We start from the raw sequence: 18,695 nt of genomic DNA, 5'->3' as shown, positions 1-18,695 counted from the left end.
GCGCGGCGTCCAGCCGCGCCTTCCGGGAGCGGGTGTCAGCCGCGCCGTCCGGGAGCGGGTGTCAGCCGCGCCGTCCGGGAGCGCGCCACCTGACGGCGCGCCGTCCGGGGGCCGTCTCCCGGCACAGGGCGACCGCCGCGACGACCGCGACGCACAGCACCAGGGCCCAGACACGGCGCGACGGATCCCAGCCCGCCGACAGCGGCTGGGCGAACGGATCCAGGGCCTCCGGCAGCGGCAGCAGCACCGACACGATCACGCCCATCACCACCCCCGGCGCCGCCAGCGCACCGCCGCCGGTGCCCGCGCCGGTGCCGTTGCCCGTGCTGAGCCTGAACCCGAGCGCGGCGAGCGCGATCACCGTCGCCAGCAGTGCCGCCGCCTCCAGGGTGAGGCCGGGCTGCGGGAGCAGTGGCCGCTCGTCCGGGTTCACCGCCATGGCGCCCAGGAGCAGCACCGCCGTCCAGCCGGCCGCCGCCCCGAGCAGCGCGACGAAGATCCGCAGCCCGTGCACCACCCAGCGGGGAGTCGGCACCACTTCCGTCGTACGGGCGGCCGGGTCGTCCAGCAGGAATGCCGCACCCACCGCGATCAGCACGGCCGCGGAACGGATCAGCAGAACGACGTCGATGAGTCGCATGCCGCCGGAGACCAGGGCGGGGACCCCCACCAGCAGCACCGCGGCCGTCACGGCGATCAGCAGCGGCAGCGTGCGGGCGGAGCGCAGCGCGTACGGCAGGAGCAGCGGGAACAGCCTTCGGGTGCTCATGCGCAGGCCCGCTCGCCGGCCGGCACCTGCGCCGGCGCGCGTACTCCGAGGAGCTCAGCGGCACGGTCGGTGGTGGTCCCGGTCGCGGTCAGTTCGCGCCATGACGCCTTCACCCGCTCGCCGATCCGGTCGGACGGCCCGTCCAGCAGCTTCAGCGCGAACTCTCGTTCCCTGGCGTCGAAGTCGAGTCCGCTGGACGATTCGAGAACCAGCAGGCTCAGACCGCCGGTGGTGCGGCCGGTGAGGTCCTTGAGGGCGGCTTCGGAGTCGTCGGCGGCCTGGCCGGCGAGCCACAGGGTCAGTACGGCGCGGGCGCCGCAGACGGTGGTGCCGCCCTCTTCCCGCGGCAGCGTGCCCGTCACCACGCGGTAGGCGAATAGCGCCGAGAACTCGGCCACCGCGTCGCTCTCCGCGTCCTGTCCCGCATCGCCCGCGCTCCACCAGGTGCCGACGGGAACGGCGCCCGGCGTCCCTTCCCGGCGGTCGTCGGCGTCCCAGGCGGTATACGGCAGCGGCTTGTTGGCGTGTGCCTCGATGCCGTCCCGGAAGATCCGCTGGCGTACGGAGTAGCGGGCGTCGGCCACGGCGTCCGGGGTACGGGCGAGAACGCCGCGCACCACGCCGTCCCACTCGGTCACCCGCTCCTTGAACTCGGGGAACGCGCAGTAGGTGACGCTCTTCCTGGTCACGCACTGCTGGCCGGCGGCCGGGTGCTCGGTGACGTCGGCCCTGGCCCGTACGACGCTGTCGGGCAGCGGCCGCATCTGCAGCGCGCCCGCGACCACGGCCACGGCCGCTGCCACGGCGGCGCACGCCCACAGCGGACGTGTGCCGCGGCGGGGCGGTTCGGGCGCCGCGCCCGGCCGGCCGCGCAGCAGGGCGCACGCGGCGAGCAGCACGGTGAGGCCGGTCAGCCACAGCAGATGCAACCCGGTCGGCCTGCCGACCAGCGCCGACGGCAGCGGCTGCACAAACTCGTCCTCGATGGCGACGACAGCCAGCCAGCGCCAGCCCGCGGTGTTCTGGACGGCGGCGATGAAGGTGAACACCGCGAGCAGGGCCAGTGCGAGCGAGGCCGCGGCGGGAGCCGGGAACAGTCGCGCGAGCAGCACCCCGAGGACTCCGGCGAGGAGCACCACGGCGGGGCCGGTCGCCACCTCGAGCCACTGGACGGTGCCGACGGCTCCCGGTTTGGCGGCGAGGTAGCCGATCCTGGCGAGGCTGAGGCCCGCGCAGAGCAGGGCCGCGGGGAGCACCGCCAGCAGATGGGCGAGGGTGCGGCCGCGGGCGCCGACGACGAGCACCTCGTACACCGGCTCCACGCCGTTTCGGACGGCCCGCAGCACGCCGAAGTCGGCGGCGAGCAGGGTACCTGCGGCGAGCAGCAGGGTCGGCAGCTGGATGTAGCGGGAACTGTCCTGCAGGACCGGGTAGCGGTTCGCCGCGTCCCCGGTCGCCAGGGCGTAGCCCCACAGCGCGAGGTAGCCGGCCAGGGCGCCGAGCATCGCCGGGTGGCGCAGCAGGCGCAGCGCTTCCACGCGGGCCAGCGCGAGGACCGCGCCGCGCGTGCCGCTCTGCCCGGCCGGGGCCGCGGCCCGGTCCGCCCGGCCCCGGCGGGCGTCACCGACGACGGTCATGCCGCGTGCTCCTTCTGTGCGGTGGCGTCGAGGAGCAGCAAGTAGCCGTCCTCCAGGGTGGGTTCGAGGAGGGGCGCGCCGGCGGGGGCGGTGCCGATGTTCCGTACGGTTCCGACTCCGGTGCGCCATCCGGCGAGGGCCCGCGGGTCCCGTTCGGCGCTGCTCCATACGCGGCCGGCGGCGACGGCCGCGAGCGCGGGCGGCTCGCCGTCGAACTTCACGGTTCCGTGGTCCAGTACGACGACGCGGCGGCAGAGCGCGGCGACGTCCTCGGTCTGGTGGGTGGACAGCAGTACGGTGCGGCCGTCGCCGAGGTCGGCGATCAACTCCCGGAATCGCAACCGCTGTTCGGGGTCGAGGCCCACGGTCGGCTCGTCCAGGATGAGGAATTCGGGGTCGCCGACGAGTGCCGCGGCGAGCGCGACGCGCTGGCGCATACCGCCGGAGAGCTGCTTGATCTTCTTGCCGCGCCGGCCCGGCAGCCCGACCGCGTCGAGTACGCGCAGAACTTCGCGGTGCCTGGCGGCGCGGTCGGTCAGCTCCTTGAGGATGGCGACGTAGTCGACGAACTCGAAGGCGGTGAAGGCCGGGTGGAAGCCGGGGTCCTGCGGCAGATAGCCGAGGCGGCGCCGGATGCCGAGCCGCCCCTCGGGCGTCCGCGGGTCCATGCCGAGCACCGAGATGTCACCGCCGTCGGGCAGCGCCGCGGTGGCGAGTGTCCGCAACAGGGTCGTCTTGCCGGCGCCGTTCGGGCCCAGGAGCCCGGTCACGCCGGGTCCCAGGGTGAAGGACACACCGGCCAGTGCCTTGAAGCTCCGGTAATTCACTGCGAGTTCACGGACGGTGACCGCGGCTGGGCTCATCGGGATTTCCTTCCGGTTCACGCGCGTGCGTGCTGGGTGTCCCGGTCGTACCGGGTGCGGGTCAGGGTGATGGAGAGGGCGGCGGCAAAGAGCACTCCGGCCGCGGACAGCTGTCCGGTGGCGCTCAGCAGCGCGTCCTGTACGGGCCCGAAGGCCGCCAGCAGGCAGAGCGTCCAGGCCCCGCCGACGACGCCGGCCGCCACGGTGGGGTCGATGCGCGCCGACAGCGCCAGCGTGAGCGACGTCAGCGCGAGGGAGGGCAGCAGCCAGCCGAGCGTCTCCAGGGCGGGGCCGGGCAGCGCCACGGCCGCGGCGGCCGTGGGGACCAGGGCCGTGGTGACCACGGCGACCGTGCGCAGCATCAGCAGCCGCAGTCCGTACACGGGGGTGACGAGGGTGATCTCGTACATCGGATCGCTGCGCGGGCCGAAGGAGAGGGCGACTCCGATCACCGGCAGCGCGGGCGCCACCACGAAGAACGGCAGCGAGGCGGAGGCCGCGTGCCCGAGCCGGGCGACGACCAGGGCGAGCAGCAGCGTGACCACGGCTGCGGTGAGCCAGGAGCGGCGCAGTGCGGGTGTCGCGGTGATCAGCCGTGCCGTGTGGCCGGGTACCCGCAGCCGGTGCAGCGCACGTTCGGCGGGCCCTGGCCGGGGCACGTCCTTGGCGATGGCCAGCCGAGCCCATCCCGCCTCGGTGCGCGAGGTGTCGGCGTACGCGGCGAGCCGTGCCCGGCAGTGCGCGCACTGCGCCAGGTGCCCTTCGGCGCCGGCGAGAGCGGGCGGGCCGAGCTCCCCGGCGGTGTAGTCGCGCAGCAGGGCGTCCGGGAGGTGTACGTGGCTGTGCGGTACGGGGCGTCCCGGGCTCCCCCGGCTGCCGGTGTCCCACGGGGAAGTCATCGCCTGCTCCTCTCCTGCGCCCCTCATGTCCTCTCCTGATCCGCTCATGCCAGCTCCTTCCGGAGCCGCTGGCGTGCCCTCATCGCACGGGTTTTGACGGTGCCTGCCGGAATCCGCAGCACTTTCGCGGCCTCGGCGGTGGTGAGGCCGTCGACCACGGTGGCCTGCAGCACCGCCTTGAGTTCCGCCGGCAACTTCTCCAGGGCGTGCGCGAGTTCGCCGTGCGGGATGCCGTGCAGCGCCTCGTCCTCGGCGGAGGGCTGTTCCTGGTGCCGGAACCGGCCGAGTGCCCGGGTCAGCCGCTGCCGTGCGCCGTGCCCTCGCTGGATGTCGACGAGCCGGCGGGATCCGATGCGCCACAGCCAGCCGGCCGCGTCCGCGCCGTGCTCCTCGCGGTAGCGCGCGGTGCCCCGCCACACGGCAAGGAAGGTCTCCTGTACGACGTCGTCGACGACGCCGGGATCAGGACACCGGTACTGGAGCCGGGCGACCAACCACGGCTCGTAGCGCCGGTAGAGCAGCTCGAAGGCACGGCTGTCGCCGTCCTCCACCGCGCGCAGCAGGTCCCCGTCACTGGGGTGCTGCCCCTCCACGTACGCCACATCCCCTCATCGGACGGGCAGGTCGGATCGGTTCACGGAAGTCGGAGAATCTTTTCCGGCCCCTGCCCCCCACCAGCATTCAGCCAACCGTGGCTCTGTACAGGCCATTTACCCGCCGTTCCACAGGCCACTTTTCGACCATTGGCCACTGAACTGCACATAGGCCATTCGGAACTCTTTCGTCCCCCCTCGCCACAGACGTACCTTCGCCATCGCTCGGGCCCGACCAACCCGAGGACGGGTCCGACCAACCCGAATAGAGAGGGGAATTCGCATGCCCAAGAACCTCAAGTCACTGGCGCGCCCTGCCGCCGTCCTCATGGCCACCGGAGCGATCGCCGGAGTGATGGGTGTCGCTCCGGCAGCCGCCGCGCCCGCCCAGGCCACCGCCGTCCCGTCGTGCATCACCATCAAGAACACGTCGAGCTGGGCCACCACGACGACGCGGGTGACCAACAACTGCCGTGGGACGTACCGCTACTACTTCAAGTGGGACCGGCACACCGACGGCCCCTGTGAGACCTACGGGCCGGGCCACTGGCACTCCGAGACCGTGGCCATCACCGCGCGTTTCGCGGGTCTCGGCGGCTGCTGATCCGGCTGCCTGTCCCATGACCGGTCCGGCTGCCTCCGGCGGCTGATCCAGTCGGTCTGAGCGGCTGACGTCGCACCGCACCAAGGCGAGGGGCCTTCCCTGAAGCCCTACTCCAGGGAAAACCCCTCGCCGACCGTGGTGCGCGTCGGTCCGCGCATGCCCGCTGCTACGCCGGCTCCAGGAACTCCAGCCGGTTGCCGACCGGGTCCTCCGCGTAGAAACGGCGGTGGCCCGGGAGGCCATCGTCCCAGACCACCTTCGCGCCGCGCTCCTCCAGCCGCGCCGCATACGCCTCGATGCCCGTGACCCGCAGTCCGGGATGGGCCTTCCTGGCGGCCCGGAAGTCCGCCTCGATGCCGAGATGGAGCTGGACGGTGCCCTGCTGGAACCAGCAGCCGCCACGGGCCGCAAGCACGGGAGGCTTGGGGATTTCCGTCATACCCAGGACATCGGAGTAGTACGCGCGCAGAGCGTCCTCCGAACCGGGCGGCGCGGCCAGTTGGACGTGGTCGACGGCGGTGAGCATCAGAACCCCTTTTGCCCGACGGCGAAGATCCGGCGGAACGGGAACACCGTGCCGTGCGGGCCCGGCGGATACGCCTTGCGGAGCAGATCGCGGTACTGGCCCAGGAATTCGGCCTCGGCCGTGACGTCGTCGCCGAGCGCGGTGAGGACCGGACGCAGCGCCGTGCCTTTGACCCAGTCCAGCACCGGATCCTCCCCGGCGAGGAGCTGGAGATACGTGGTCTCCCAGACGTCCGCCTCGCAGCCGAGATCCACCAGGCGGGCGAGGTAGTCGGCAGGGTCCAGGATGTGGACGAAGCGCCGCCCGTGGTCGCCGAGCCGGCCGCGCCACTGCGGGGCTTCGCAGAGCTCGCCGAGGAGGGCGTGGCTGGGGGAGGTGAAGTTGCCGGGGACTTGTAAGGCGAAGGTGCCGCCGGGAGCGAGTCCCTCGATCCAGACCGGGAAGGACTCGGGATGGTTCGGCACCCACTGCAGTGCCGCGTTGGAGACGATCAGGTCGTACGGTTCGTCGGGCGTCCAGTGCGCGGCATCGGCGGGCCGGAAGTCCAGCCAGCCGCCGCCGGGTGTGGCGCCTGCGTGCCCCTTCTCCGCGATCGCGAGCATCTCCGGAGAGAGGTCGAAGCCCGTGATGTGGGCGGTGGGCCAGCGGTCGGCGAGGAGTGCGGTGACATTGCCGGGTCCGCAGCCGATGTCCGCTATACGGGCGGGACGCTCACCATTGGGCAGCCGGGGTATTCGGGCGAGAAGGTCCACGAATGGGCGTGTGCGGTGCCCGGCGTAGCGCAGGTACTGCTCTGGATCCCAGATTGGTGCGGAATGCATGTTCGAGCCCCCTTGCAGGAACGGTGTGACGAAGCGGAATGAGGTTCCGGCCCGACCATGCCCAAGCCTGCGCCCGAATATATCTTGATGTCAAGAGACTTCACGTCGACAGACCCTCTACACTGATCGACATGGAGGACGAGGTCGATCGACTGGTCGCAGCATGGCGCCGTGAGCGCCCCGACCTCGACGTGGAACCGCTCGAGGTACTCAGCCGCGTCTCCAGGCTCGCCCGCCATCTCGACCGGGCCCGGCGGCTCGCCTTCTCCGAGCACAATCTGGAGCCGTGGGAGTTCGACGTACTCACCTCGCTGCGGCGCGCGGGAGCTCCGTATCAGCTCTCACCAGGACAGCTGCTGACCCAGACCCTGGTCACCTCCGGCACCATGACCAACCGCATCGACCGGCTCGCCAAGAAGGACCTGGTCGAGCGGCTGCCCGACCCCAGCGACCGGCGCGGTGTGCTGGTGCGCCTCACGCCCGAGGGGCGGGACCGCGCCGACCAGGCGCTGGCCGGGCTGCTCGCGCAGGAGCGCGCGATCCTCTCCGAGCTCTCCCGGGCGCAGCGGGCCGAACTGGCCGCGCTGCTACGCCAGTTGACCGCCCCGTTCGACAACGTTCCCGGCTAGGTCGACCGGACCGACCCCGGCGCGGCGCGCGAGAGCGACCGCGGCGAGCGTGGAGTGCACGCCCAGCTTCCCCAGAACGTTCTGCATATGCGTACGAACGGTGTGCGGAGACAGGAAGAGGCGCTCGGCCACTGCTTTGCGCCCCAGGCCCGCGACCATGCAGCGCAGCACCTCACGCTCGCGCGGCGTGAGCGACTCGACGAGCTGCTCACTCTCGGTGCGGTGCTTGCGCGCCGCGGTCAGCTCTCGCAGTACGCCGGTGAGCAGAGCGGGGGGCAAGTGGGTCTCGTCCCTCAGCACTCCCCGTATCACCGCGAGCAGCCGCTGCAGCGAACAGTCCTTGGCGACCCAGCCGGAGGCGCCGGCCTGGAGAGCGAGCGCGGCGCGGCGCGGGTCGTCCTTCTCGGCGAGCACGACCGTACGGACCGCGAGATGGCCGGAACGGACGCCGGCGACCAGGGAGATACCGTCGACGACACCCTCCTCGCCGTTGTCGGACACGGCACGGGCGACAGCTACGGCACGGCCGCCCGGCACCGCGAGGGCGCCGAGGTCGGCGTCGACCAGCATCACATCGAATCTGCGGCCGTCGGCGGCCGCCCGCTCCAGGCACCGCAGCGCGGCGGGGCCGCTGCCGGCCGCGGCAACATCTACATCGGGCTCGGCCGCAAGAGCGGCGGCGAGCGACTCGGCGAAGATGCGGTGGTCGTCCACCACCAGTACCCGGATACGAACCACAGACACCCCCAGTGTCGGAAGACGGACCGGCGCGGATACGCCGCCCGGGTATTTGGGGTAGTTCAGCGGTCGCTCGGCCGCCGCCGTGCTGTGACTGATACCCCGCCCCGGGCGTCGTACCCGACTGTCTCGCCCCCTGATCAACACCGGCCCCCACCGGTGCTGAGCATCAGCGTACGGCTGGGGGGGCGGAGCGGAAGGCTATTTGCAGAACTGATTGGCCAGGGTGTTTAGGGTGGGCCGCATGTTTCGTATTGCGACAGAAGTCGACAAAGATCGGCGGATGCTGCTCGGCGAGCGGCTGGAGCAGAGCAACTCGGGGCGGTCACCGGCGATACGGGGGTTGCGGGGTACACCGCACGACGACGAAGTGCCGCTGGAGGTCTGGGCGCTCGAACCGGGCACGGCCGAGCTGGCGGGCGGACTGGCAGCACTGACCTGGGGAGGCTGGCTCCATGTGGATCTGCTCTGGGTCGCGGACACCCACCGCGGCACGGGCCTCGGCACGCGGCTGCTGGACGAGGCGGAGCGGACGGCGAAGCGGGACCGGGGCTGCGTGTACGCACGCCTGGAGACCTGGGACTTCCAGGCGCCGGAGTTCTACCGCAGGCGTGGGTACGAGGTGGTGGGCAGGGTGGACGACTACCCGCCGGGGGCAACGGAGTTCATCCTCACGAAGCGGCTGGTGTAGCGGGCCGAGGGCTCACGACACGCGCGTCGCACCCCGGGAAGCCGTCGCCGGGAAGATCCTCGGCTCCGCGTGGCGGGCGGACGCGAACGCCTCCAGGACCGACTTCGTCACCGTCGGCGTCGTCGGCACATCCGTCAGGACGATCGCCGAGCCCCCGAAGCCGCCGCCCGTCATCCTCGCGCCCAGCGCGCCCGCCGCCAGCGATGTGTCGACCACCAGGTCCAGTTCCGGGCAGGAGACCCGGAAGTCGTCCCGCAGCGAGGCATGCCCCTCGGTCAGCACCGGGCCGATGGCGCGCACCTCGCCCGCCTCCAGAAGGCCGATCACCCGCTCGACCCGGTGGTTCTCGGTCACGATATGCCGCACCAGGCCGCGCACCTCCGGATCGTCCAGCCGGTCCAGCGCCTGGGCCAGGCCCTCGTACGGAACGTCCCGCAGAGCGGGAACGCCGAGCGCCGCCGCCCCCGCCTCGCAGCCCGCGCGGCGTTTGCCGTACTCGCCGTCGCTGTGGGCGTGCTTGACGCGGGTGTCGACGACCAGGAGTTCCAGGCCCAACGCCGCCAGATCGAAGGGGATCTGGCGCTGGGAGAGGTCCCGGGTGTCCAGATGCAGCGCGTGCCCGTCCGTGCAGCACGCCGAGGCCGTCTGGTCCATGATCCCGGTGGGCGCGCCGACGTAGACGTTCTCGGCACGCTGGCACAGCCGGGCCATCCGCCACCGCTCCAGGCCCAGTTCGTACAGGTCGTTCAGAGCGAGAGCCGTGACGACCTCGAGCGCCGCGGAGGAGGAGAGACCCGCGCCCGTGGGCACGGTGGACTCGTAGTACAGGTCCGCGCCACCGGCCGGGTGCCCCGCCTCGCGCAGCGCCCAGACGACGCCCGCAGGGTAGTCGGTCCAGCCGCCCGCCCCTCGCGCCGGCGCGAGGTCGCCGACGCGCAGCTCGACCGGGCCGCCCTCGACGTTCGCCGAGTGCAGCCGCAGTACGCCGTCGTCGCGGCGCGCCGCGGTGACGACCGTGGTGTGGGGCAGCGCGAAGGGCATCACGAAACCGTCGTTGTAGTCGGTGTGTTCACCGATCAGATTCACCCGGCCGGGCGCCGCCCACACACCGTCACTCATGACGCGTTCTCCCTCCCACGGGCAAAGACCCAGGCGTCCGACACGATGCCCGCCAGGTCGGCGCGGCTCGGCTGCCAGCCCAGGAGTCTGTGCGCGGTGGCCGCGGAGGCGACGAGCACCGCCGGGTCGCCGCCGCGGCGCGGGGCCACGACCTCCGGGACCGGATGGCCGGTGACCTTGCGTACGGTTTCGATGACCTCACGGACCGAGAAGCCGTTGCCGTTGCCGAGGTTGCAGATGAGGTGCTCGCCGGCGGTCGGCGCATCCAGCGCGAGCAGATGCGCCTCGGCGAGGTCGGCGACATGGATGTAGTCGCGGACGCAGGTTCCGTCCGGGGTCGGGTAGTCGTCGCCGAACACCGAAATCGACTCACGCTTGCCGAGGGCGACTTGAAGCACCAGCGGGATGAGATGCGACTCGGGGTCGTGGCGCTCGCCGCACGTGATGTTGCCCGACGGGCCGTACGCGCCCGCCACGTTGAAGTAGCGAAGGGAAACGGCCGCGAGGCCGTGCGCCACGGCCTCGCCCGTGATCATGTGGTCGACGGCGAGCTTGGACGCGCCGTACGGGCTGGTGGGGGCCGTCGGGTCGGTCTCGGTGATCGGCGTGGAGACCGGTTCGCCGTATGTCGCCGCGGTGGACGAGAAGACCAGCTTGCGCACGCCCGCGTACCGCATGGCGGCAAGCAGCGCCATGGTCCCGCCCACGTTGTTGGTCCAGTACTTCTCGGGGTTCACCACCGACTCGCCGACCTGCGAGAAGGCCGCGAAGTGCAGCACCGCGTCGTACGAGGAATCCAGCCACTTGGCCGCATCCTGGATCCGGCCCTCGATGAACTCGGCGCCCGCCGGGATCCCTTCCAGGAACCCGGTCGAAAGGTCGTCGAGCACGGTCACCCGGTGGCCGGCCTCCAGCAGATGCTGCGCCACCACGCTGCCGACGTATCCCGCGCCACCCGTGACCAGGTACTTCTTCTGCGGCATGCCACTCACTCGCTCGCTACCTCTCGCAGTCGCTCGGCCGCGGTTTCCGGCGGCACGTCATTGATGAACACGCTCATACCGGACTCGGAACCCGCGAGGAACTTCAGCTTGCCGGAAGTACGGCGGATGGTGAAAAGCTCGAGATGAAGCCCGAAGTCACTCCGGTTGACATCAGCGAAGGGCGCCTGGTGCCAGGCCGCGATGTACGGCGTCGGCGGCTCCCCCGTACCGAAGATCCGGTCGAAGCGCCTCAATAGTTCCAGATAGATCTGTGGGAACTCTGTGCGCGCCGCGTCGTCCAGCGCCCGAAGGTCCGGAACACGCCGCAGCGGGTACAGATGCACCTCGTACGGCCAGTGCGCCGCGTACGGCACGAACGCGACCCAGTGCTCGCCCTCCAGCACCACTCGTACGCCCTGCTCACGCTCGCGGGCGACCATGTCGTCGAAGAGATTGCGGCCGGTCTCGGCCCGATGTCCGGCGGCCGAGCGCAGCATCAGCGCGGTGCGCGGGGTGACGAAGGGGTACGCGTAGATCTGGCCGTGCGGATGCCCCAGCGTCACCCCGATCTCGGCGCCCCGGTTCTCGAAGCAGAAGACCTGCTCCACCTGCGGAAGTTCGGCGAGCTCGGCGGTGCGGTCGGTCCAGGCCTCCAGCACCAGCGCGGCCTGCTCCTCTCCGATGTCGGCGAACGAGGCGTCGTGGTCGGAGGTGAAGCAGACGACCTCGCAGCGGCCGGAGTCGCCGGCCAGGGACGGAAAGCGGTTCTCGAAGACGGCGACGTCGTAGTCGGCGGCCGGGATCTCGCTGAGGCGGCCGTCCCTGGACGGGCAGAGCGGGCATTCGTCGGCCGGCGGGTGGTAGGTGCGGCCCTGACGGTGCGAGGCGACGGCGACCGAGTCGCCGAGCAGCGGGTCGTGACGGATCTCGGAGGTGGTGGAGATCGGGTCGAGCGGCCGCAGGTCCACGGCGTCGCGTACGGCGTCGTCGCGGGAGTCGTAGTAGAGCAGCTCACGACCGTCGGCGAGCCGGGTCGACGTCTTCTTCACTCTGGAGCTCCCTCAGCCTCCCAGCAAACAGAACCGCACATAACAAATCACAAGCCAACAGCCATCGTCAATGGGCATGCCGCATGCGCTTACTTAGGACATTTCAACCAGATGAGCCATGTGAACCATGTGAGCCATGCGAACCAGGCGAACCAGGTGAGAACCGAGCCGGCCGTGCCGATCTTCGGTACGAGGACGTCGGTGACCAAGCCCGAGGTCACAGACCCCGAGAGACGCGTAACGCCTACTCCGCCACCGGTCCGGGCGACGAGGCGATCGTCGCCCGGTCCAGCAGTCCGGTCCGCGCCGCCAGCGCCGCGGCCTCCAGCCGGGAGCCCACTCCCAGCTTCATCAGCACCCGCTGCACATGCGTACGGGCCGTGCTCGGCGCTATCCCCATCCCGGCCGCGATCAGCCGGGTGTCCTCGCCGTCCGCGACCCTGACCAGCACCTCGACCTCGCGCGGAGTGAGCAGCTGCAGAAGTCGCTGCCCCTCGTCGTCCGGCTGCGCGGCCGGGTTGAGCAGCTCGGCGAACGCGCCCTGCAGCAGCTGCGGAGCCACCACGGCCTCGCCCGCCCGCGCCTTGACCATCGCCCGCTCGACGCCCTCGATCCGCTCGTCGTGACGCACATAACCGGAGGCGCCGGCCGCGAAGGCCGCGGCGATCCCTCGCGGGCTCGGCACCGGGCCGAGGACCACTACAGCCACCTGCGGGCGCTCCCGCTTGATCTTCACGATCGGGTCGAAGGCACCCGGTTCCGCGGGTGTCGCCGTGCCCAGCAGGCACACCTCGGGCGCCCTGGCCACCACCAGCTCGGCCGCGCCGGCCCCCGGAGCTGCAGCAGCGAGCACCCGGTGCCCACGCAGTTTCAAGGCCGAGGCGAGTGCCTCAGCGAGCAGTCGGTGATCATCGACCACCACGAGCCGCACGCCCATCGAGTAACCCCCATCCCCGCGAGCTGGCCCCCCGGCCCTCCTGCCCCGGCAAGCTACACGCTTGTTCGACGTTGCGCGCCCCTAACTCGGCAGAAGCCCCCCAGAATGCCGAATTCTTCGCCAAACAGGGCTACAACAGGGCTAGTCATGACTGTGGCCCGGCACATCGGAGAACCGATGTGCCGGGCCACTGACCGGAGTTGTGCCGCGCGCGGCATGCGCCCGGTCGGAAATCAGTCGGCCGTGCTGAAGGCGACAGCCAGGTACTTCTTCCCGAACGACGCGCCGGATGAGGTCGGCTTGCTCATCAGGACCGCGCCGATGTACAGCCGGCCGTTCGCGTAGCGGTACTCGGCGTAGTCCGAGGAGAAGCTGGCCTCCGCCTCACGGACCGGCTTGTCGGCCGGATTGTCCATCAGCACCGTCTGCTTGAAGGTGCCGCCGTCGATGCTGATGACCTGGCCGCCCTTGTCGTAGGGGGGCCACCTGTAGGCGATGATGTTGCCGCCGTCCATCCGGATCGGGAACATCGTGTACCGGTCGCCCGCGTCGGCCCGGTCGCTGGTGGGCTTTCCGGTGGCGAGGTCGAAGGAGAGGATCTCGTTGGTGTCGCCGTACTCCCCCGTGCCCTCGTGGTCCGCGGTCGGCAGGTAGAGCTTGCCGTTTCCGACGACGACCTTCTGGCACTCCTCGACCTCGGTGGTATTGCACCGCGCCGCGTACTTGTCACCGGCGGCCGGGATCTTGGCGCGCAGCGCGCCCTTCTCGTCGAGCGAGAAGAAGTCCGAGATGCCGCCCGAGCCCGTGTCGCCGACGTTGGCGGCGACGACCAGCGGCTTGGTGGAGACGATGCTCGCGTAGCCGACGCCGGGCGGCAGCTTGTACGAGAACAGCGGGGTGCCGTTGGCCGGGTTCAGGCCCTGGATGCTGACCTGCGCGTTGTCGTACGAACCGCACTTGCGGACCGCGACGAGCGCCTCCCCGCCGCCGTACCCCATGTCGTAGCACTGCTCGCCGTTGACCGTGGGCTTCCAGCGGACCGCGCCGCTGTTGAGGTCGAACGCCCCACCGCCGTCGGAGCCGCCCGCGGCGACCGTGGTGCCGCTCTGGGTGATCTCTCCGAACTGGGCCTTGGAGTCACCGGACTTGGCGCTGGTGACGGACTTGCTCCACAGCAGCTTGCCGGTGTTGAGATCGACGACGCCGACCTCGGTGCACGGCTGGAAGTTCTTCGGCGGAGTCCGCTTGGCGGCCTCGAAGACGATCGCGGCCTTGAAGTCCTTGGAGACATGGCGCGAGGCCGCGCAGACCTGACCCGGGAGCGGGACGGTCCACAGCTGGGTGCCCTTGGCCACGTCGTAGCCGACGATCGAATTGATCCCGGGCTTGACGTAGGCCTTGTCGGTGACCCAGGAGCCCTTGACGCTCGTGAGGTCGGTGCGCGCGGGCTCCGGCAGCTGGAAGGCCACCTTGGAGTGGATGTTCGCGGGCGCCTGCTCCTTGCCGGGGCCGTCGGCGGCCTTGCCACCGCCGGTGGAACCGCCGGTGGAGCCCTCGGAACCGCCGCCCGAGCTGTTCTTGCTCTCGTCCTTCTTGCCGCCGCCGTCGTCATCCTTGGAGGCGAACCAGATGCCGCCGACGACGATCAGCACCACGGCGAGCGACGCCGCGATGATGATCTGCGTCTGCGTGCTCAGCTTCTTGCCGCCGCCACCGCCACTGCCGCCGGGCTGGGGCTGGGCGTACTGCGGCTGCGCGTACTGCGGCTGCAGGGGCGTGGTCGGGTAGCCGTAGCCCGGCTGGGCCGGCGGCTGTCCGGCCGGAGGCGTCTGCGGGTAGCCGTAGCCGGGTGCCTGGCCCGGCGCCTGCGGATAGCCGTAACCGGGCTGGCCCTGCGGCGGCTGGGCGGGCGGCTGCGTCTGCGGATAGCCGTACGAAGGGCCCTGCGCGGGTGGCGGCGTCGGGGCTCCGAAGCCGCCGGGCGGCGGATCCTGCGGAGCGCCGAACCCGCCCTGCGGCGGCGGCCCCGGCGGCTGGTTCGGCGGGGGTGGTGGCTGCGTCATGGCGTACTTACCTCTGGAGAAAGGGAGTTGGGTCTGAAGGACTCAGGACGCGGTCACTTGCCGAAGGCCATCAAGGTCTTCGTCTCCTTCTCCTCCGCGTCGTTGCTGGCGCTGACGCGGCCACTGGCGATGAAGAACCGGCCGTCCGCGTACACCATCTTGGCGGAGTAGAAGGAGTTCTCGATCTCAGCGGTCGAGGCCGGGTGCTGCAGCAGCACCTTCGGCGCGCCACCCGTCGGCGCGATCGTGGCGACCGCACCGCCCTTGTCGTACGACGCTTCCTTGTAGACGAGTACGCTCCCGTCCTGCATGCCCAGCGGCGTCATCGAGGTGTCGCCGCCCGCGGGCGAACGCCACTTGGGCTTGCCGGTGTCGAGGTTGAACGCGACGACCTCGTTGGCCCCGCCGGCCCGGGCCGGCTCGGTCGACATGTAGAACGTGCTCGCGTCGGCGGCGACGCCGGTGCAGCCCTCGAGGTTCTGGCCGAAGACCACGAACGAACCGCCGCAGCGCGGCTGGAACTTGTCCTTGCCGCCGTCGATCTGCGAGCGCACCGTGCCGTTGTCCTTCAGCGCGACGATGGACCACTTCTTCGGCTCACGCTGCGTCAGGGAGATGACCAGCGGGCTGGCCGAGTAGACCTTGTCGATCTCCCAGCCGACCGGAGCGTTGAATGTCCACTTGGGCTTGCCGGTGGCCGGGTCGACCTCCGACAGCTGCTGCTTGGGCTTGTTGTAGTCCGACGTCGGGCAGCTCGCCGCGGCGATCAGCTTGGGGCCGCCCGCGAAGGCGAACGGCTTGCAGCCCTCGCTCGGGCCCTTGAAGAGCTGCTTGCCGTCGGCCATCGAGAAGCCGTAGGAGTTGCCGCTACCCCCCGCCGCGAGGGTGTTGCCGCTGATCGACAGAGTGAAGTCGGAGAGCGAGCTGAAGGCGCCACTGGCCTTGGGAATCGGCTTCTTCCAGCCCGCCTTGCCGGTCTTGAGGTCGATCATCTGCAGATTGAGGCACTTGGACTTCTCCGTGAGACCGTCCTTGACCCCCACAACGATCTTGCCGTCGGCAGAGGTCTGCGCGGGCGCGGAGCAGATCTCGGCGCCGAGCGGCAGACTCCACTTCTTCGTGCCGTCGGTCGCCGAGTAGCCGACGACCTCCTTGTACATGCCCTTGACGACGGTGTCGCCGACGACCCACGGGCCGAACACATCGGCGCCGTTGCGCGGCAGGTCGACATCGTTCTTCGTCAGGAACAGGACCTTCGCCTCGCCCGGCTTGCGCCCGGCGTTGAGGTCGTCGTTGGCCTCACGGCCGTCGCCGCTGCCGTCGCCCTGGTCGACGGACGCCGAGCCCGTCGGCTTGGGGTCGTCGCTCTTGCTGACGTTCTGCTTGTTGTCCTTCTCGTCGTCACCGCCGCTGACGGCGAGGTAGGTGCCGCCGCCGATCACCAGCAGCGCGGCGACGGCCGCGCCGACGACGGCGCCGGGCTTGCCCTTGAAGAAGCCGCCGATGCCACCGCCGCCACCGGGCGGGGTGGGCGCGCCGGGGTACTGCGGCTGGGTCGGGTAGCCGCCGTAGGGACCCGGCTGTTGGTTGTACGGGCCGGGCTGCTGGTTGTACGGACCCGGCTGGCCGGGGGCCTGCTGCGGGTAGCCGTAACCCGGCTGGGCGGGCGGCTGTTGTGGGTAGCCGTAGCCGGGCGCCCCGGGAGGCGTCGCGGGCGGCGGCCCCTGCGGGGCGGGCGGCATCTGCGGCGGCTGCGCGGGCGGCTGAGGAGCGCCGAAGCCCCCCTGTGGCGGCTGGTTCGGCGGCTGCGGCGGCTGGTTCGGCGGCTGTGTCATGAGTGTCTACCTCTGGAAAATGGGGAGATGGGAGAAGGAGTTGGGATGTCCGAACGACTCAGAACGCGGTCACTTGCCGAAGGCCATCAGTGTTGTCGTCTCCCTCTCCCTGGCATCGTCGAGCCCGGCGATCCCGGTAGCGGTGAGGAAGAACCGGCCGTCCGCATACACCGTCCGCGGTTTGCTGAAGCCGGCCTCGATCTCGGCGGTCGACAGCGGGTGCTTCAGCACGGCTCTCGGTGCACCACCCGCGGGCGCGATGGTCGCGACCGCACCACCCAGGCTGAAGGTCGGGGCGATGTAGACCACGACGCTGCCGTTCTCCACGGTGACCGGCATCATCGTGCGGTCGAGTCCCGCCGTTGAACGCCACTTGGGCTTGCCGGTGTCCAGGCTGAAGGCCACGACCTCGTTGGTCTCGGCCGGCTCCGTGGCCAGATAGAGGGTGGACGCGTCCGCGGCGACGCCGGTGCACCACCCCTGGATGTCCCCGCGGAAGGCGATGGTCGAACTGGTGCAGCGCGGCTCGAACTTGTCCTTGCCGACCTGGAGCTGCGACCGCAGCTTTCCGCTGTCCGTAAGGGAGATGACCCGCCGTTTGACGTTGTCGAGGGACTCGTTGATCTGCAGCCTGATGGAGACGACGACCGGGCTGACCGAGTAGACCTTCTCGACCTCCCAGTCGGAGGGGAGCGCGTACGTCCACTTGGCCTTGCCGGTGGCCGGGTCGACCTCCTGGATCTCCTGCTTGAAGTTCTCCGCGTCGCTGGTGGGGCAGCTCGCGGCGGCGATCAGCCTGGTGCCGCCCGCGAAACCGTAGGGCAGGCAGCGGGAGGACGGCTTGCCGAAGAGCTGCTTGCCGTCGCTCAGGCTGAAGCCGTAGGAGCTGTCGTCGCCTGCGATGGTGACCGTGTTCCCGCTGATGGCGAGGATGAAGTCGGAAAAGCCGGTGAGCTGCTTGGGCTTGGGTATGGGCTTCTTCCAGCCCGCCTTGCCGGTTTTCGCATCGATCATCAGGAGATCGCTGCAGTCGGACTTCTTCGTAGTGCCGTTCTTGACGCCGATGACGATCTTTCCCTCGGCCGAAGCCTGGGGGGCGGCCAGGCACGCGGGAGTGCCGAGCTTCAGGCTCCACTTTTTCTTGCCGTCGGTCACCGACTGGGCGGTGACCTCCCGGTACGTGACCTTGACGACGGTGTCGCCGACGATCCACGGGCCGAAGATCTCGGTGCCGTTGCCCGGCACGTCGATGTCGTTCGTCAACATGATCAGAACCTTCGCCTCGCCCGGCCTGCGCCGGGCGTTGGGGTCCTGGCCGCCGGGGGTGCCGTCGGCGGTGCCCTCGTCGACGGACGCCGAGCCGGAGGGCTTGGGATGGTCGCTGCTCTTGCTGACGCCGGCCTTGCCGTCCTTGCCGTCACCGCTGAGCGCGAACCAGGTACCGCCGCCGAGCACCAGCAGGCCTGCGACCGCCGCGCCGATGATGACTCCGGGCCTGCCCTTGAAGAAGCCGGAGCCACCGCCGGGCGGGGTGGGTCCGCCCGCGTACTGCGGCTGGGTCGAGTAGCCGCTGTACGGCCCCGGCTGCTGACCGTACGGACCGGGCGGCTGGTTGTACGGGCCGGGCGGCTGGTTGTACGGACCCGGCTGACCGGGCGCCTGCTGCGGGTAGCCGTAGCCAGGCTGCGCGGGCGGTATCTGCGGAGGCTGGGGCGGTGGTTGAGGAAACCCGTGCTGCGAGCCCTGGGAAACGCCAAAGCCACCCTGCGGCTGTTGCTGGCCGGGCGGCTGAGTCATCGGTACGTCCCCCTTGGTGCGGCCCACTGCCCGAGCCGGTCTCCCCCGCTGTTCCGGCGAGCATTTGCTCCGAGAAGGAGCGATTCGGACATGGATTGCGCTGTTTCAGGTCAGTCGAGCGGAGCTTCTTTCTATCACTCGG

18 protein-coding genes are annotated in these 18,695 nt (G+C 70.6%); 3 read left to right on the top strand and 15 right to left on the bottom strand.

Annotated elements, in window-relative coordinates; translation table 11 throughout:
- Positions 1-61: 61 nt before the first annotated feature.
- The 5 genes from AB0D12_RS16530 to AB0D12_RS16510 are packed head-to-tail and all read right to left on the bottom strand — an operon-like array spanning position 62 to position 4,761.
- Complete coding sequence (locus AB0D12_RS16530; RefSeq protein ID WP_362682383.1) at positions 62-769, bottom strand: hypothetical protein; 708 nt, start codon at positions 767-769, stop codon at positions 62-64.
- Positions 766-2,406, bottom strand: a complete 1,641-nt coding sequence (locus AB0D12_RS16525; protein ID WP_362682380.1) for an ABC transporter permease — start codon at positions 2,404-2,406, stop codon at positions 766-768. Before AB0D12_RS16525 ends, AB0D12_RS16530 begins: the two co-directional genes overlap by 4 nt.
- Complete coding sequence (locus AB0D12_RS16520; RefSeq protein WP_362682377.1) at positions 2,403-3,269, bottom strand: ABC transporter ATP-binding protein; 867 nt, start codon at positions 3,267-3,269, stop codon at positions 2,403-2,405. The genes AB0D12_RS16525 and AB0D12_RS16520 overlap by 4 nt, the downstream gene beginning before the upstream one ends.
- A 17-nt stretch (positions 3,270-3,286) precedes the next feature.
- The gene (locus tag AB0D12_RS16515) at positions 3,287-4,216 is read right to left on the bottom strand and encodes a zf-HC2 domain-containing protein (protein WP_362682374.1); all 930 of its coding nucleotides are present in this window, start codon (positions 4,214-4,216) and stop codon (positions 3,287-3,289) included.
- A complete protein-coding gene (locus tag AB0D12_RS16510; protein ID WP_362682754.1) occupies positions 4,213-4,761 on the bottom strand; it encodes an RNA polymerase sigma factor in 549 nt (182 codons plus the stop codon). The genes AB0D12_RS16515 and AB0D12_RS16510 overlap by 4 nt, the downstream gene beginning before the upstream one ends.
- Before the next feature lie 283 nt (positions 4,762-5,044).
- Between AB0D12_RS16510 and AB0D12_RS16505 the strand changes: the two genes are divergently transcribed.
- Positions 5,045-5,365, top strand: coding sequence for a hypothetical protein (locus AB0D12_RS16505; protein ID WP_362682371.1), 321 nt, complete (start codon positions 5,045-5,047; stop codon positions 5,363-5,365).
- 166 nt (positions 5,366-5,531) lie between these two features.
- On the opposite strand, the gene AB0D12_RS16500 is transcribed toward AB0D12_RS16505, so the two are convergent.
- Together AB0D12_RS16500 and AB0D12_RS16495 are read right to left on the bottom strand one after the other, a co-directional pair.
- Positions 5,532-5,891 carry a VOC family protein gene (locus AB0D12_RS16500; protein WP_362682368.1) on the bottom strand — a complete coding sequence of 120 codons (360 nt, stop codon included), beginning with the start codon at positions 5,889-5,891 and terminating at the stop codon, positions 5,532-5,534.
- Positions 5,891-6,712: a trans-aconitate 2-methyltransferase gene (locus AB0D12_RS16495; RefSeq protein WP_362682365.1), complete on the bottom strand. Its 822-nt coding sequence runs from the start codon at positions 6,710-6,712 to the stop codon at positions 5,891-5,893. The genes AB0D12_RS16500 and AB0D12_RS16495 overlap by 1 nt, the downstream gene beginning before the upstream one ends.
- 131 nt (positions 6,713-6,843) lie before the next feature.
- Here AB0D12_RS16495 and tamR point away from each other — a divergent pair, with 131 nt between their 5' ends.
- Positions 6,844-7,341 (top strand): MarR family transcriptional regulator TamR, encoded by a 498-nt coding sequence (gene tamR, locus AB0D12_RS16490; protein ID WP_324973496.1) that lies wholly within the window; start codon positions 6,844-6,846, stop codon positions 7,339-7,341.
- Here the strand turns inward: tamR and AB0D12_RS16485 are convergent.
- Positions 7,300-8,079, bottom strand: coding sequence for a response regulator transcription factor (locus tag AB0D12_RS16485; RefSeq protein WP_327328355.1), 780 nt, complete (start codon positions 8,077-8,079; stop codon positions 7,300-7,302). The two genes, tamR and AB0D12_RS16485, sit on opposite strands and share 42 nt — an antisense overlap.
- A gap of 244 nt (positions 8,080-8,323) precedes the next feature.
- Here AB0D12_RS16485 and AB0D12_RS16480 point away from each other — a divergent pair, with 244 nt between their 5' ends.
- On the top strand, positions 8,324-8,770 hold the full coding sequence (locus AB0D12_RS16480) for an N-acetyltransferase (protein WP_362682362.1): 447 nt from the start codon (positions 8,324-8,326) through the stop codon (positions 8,768-8,770).
- A gap of 12 nt (positions 8,771-8,782) precedes the next feature.
- Here AB0D12_RS16480 and galK read toward each other — a convergent pair whose 3' ends face one another.
- The 7 genes from galK to AB0D12_RS16445 form a co-directional block, all read right to left on the bottom strand.
- On the bottom strand, positions 8,783-9,889 hold the full coding sequence (gene galK / locus AB0D12_RS16475) for a galactokinase (RefSeq protein ID WP_362682359.1): 1,107 nt from the start codon (positions 9,887-9,889) through the stop codon (positions 8,783-8,785).
- The gene (gene galE / locus AB0D12_RS16470; protein ID WP_362682356.1) at positions 9,886-10,872 is read right to left on the bottom strand and encodes a UDP-glucose 4-epimerase GalE; all 987 of its coding nucleotides are present in this window, start codon (positions 10,870-10,872) and stop codon (positions 9,886-9,888) included. The genes galK and galE overlap by 4 nt, the downstream gene beginning before the upstream one ends.
- A 5-nt stretch (positions 10,873-10,877) precedes the next feature.
- On the bottom strand, positions 10,878-11,921 hold the full coding sequence (gene galT / locus AB0D12_RS16465) for a galactose-1-phosphate uridylyltransferase (protein ID WP_362682353.1): 1,044 nt from the start codon (positions 11,919-11,921) through the stop codon (positions 10,878-10,880).
- 244 nt (positions 11,922-12,165) lie between these two features.
- Positions 12,166-12,858 (bottom strand): LuxR C-terminal-related transcriptional regulator, encoded by a 693-nt coding sequence (locus AB0D12_RS16460; protein WP_362682350.1) that lies wholly within the window; start codon positions 12,856-12,858, stop codon positions 12,166-12,168.
- Between the two features lie 233 nt (positions 12,859-13,091).
- Positions 13,092-14,921 (bottom strand): PQQ-binding-like beta-propeller repeat protein, encoded by a 1,830-nt coding sequence (locus AB0D12_RS16455; RefSeq protein WP_362682347.1) that lies wholly within the window; start codon positions 14,919-14,921, stop codon positions 13,092-13,094.
- A 53-nt stretch (positions 14,922-14,974) separates the two neighbouring features.
- Entirely contained in the window at positions 14,975-16,756 is a 1,782-nt protein-coding gene (locus tag AB0D12_RS16450) for a PQQ-binding-like beta-propeller repeat protein (protein ID WP_362682344.1), read from the bottom strand.
- Positions 16,757-16,825: 69 nt separating this feature from the next.
- Positions 16,826-18,553, bottom strand: coding sequence for a PQQ-binding-like beta-propeller repeat protein (locus AB0D12_RS16445; RefSeq protein WP_362682341.1), 1,728 nt, complete (start codon positions 18,551-18,553; stop codon positions 16,826-16,828).
- Between the last annotated feature and the right edge of the window lie 142 nt (positions 18,554-18,695).

The organism is Streptomyces sp. NPDC048479 (assembly GCF_040651435.1).
Taxonomy (GTDB): Bacteria; Actinomycetota; Actinomycetes; order Streptomycetales; family Streptomycetaceae; genus Streptomyces.
The sequence above is the reverse complement of the archived record's forward strand: the minus strand, read 5'-3'. Positions and strand labels throughout refer to the sequence as shown.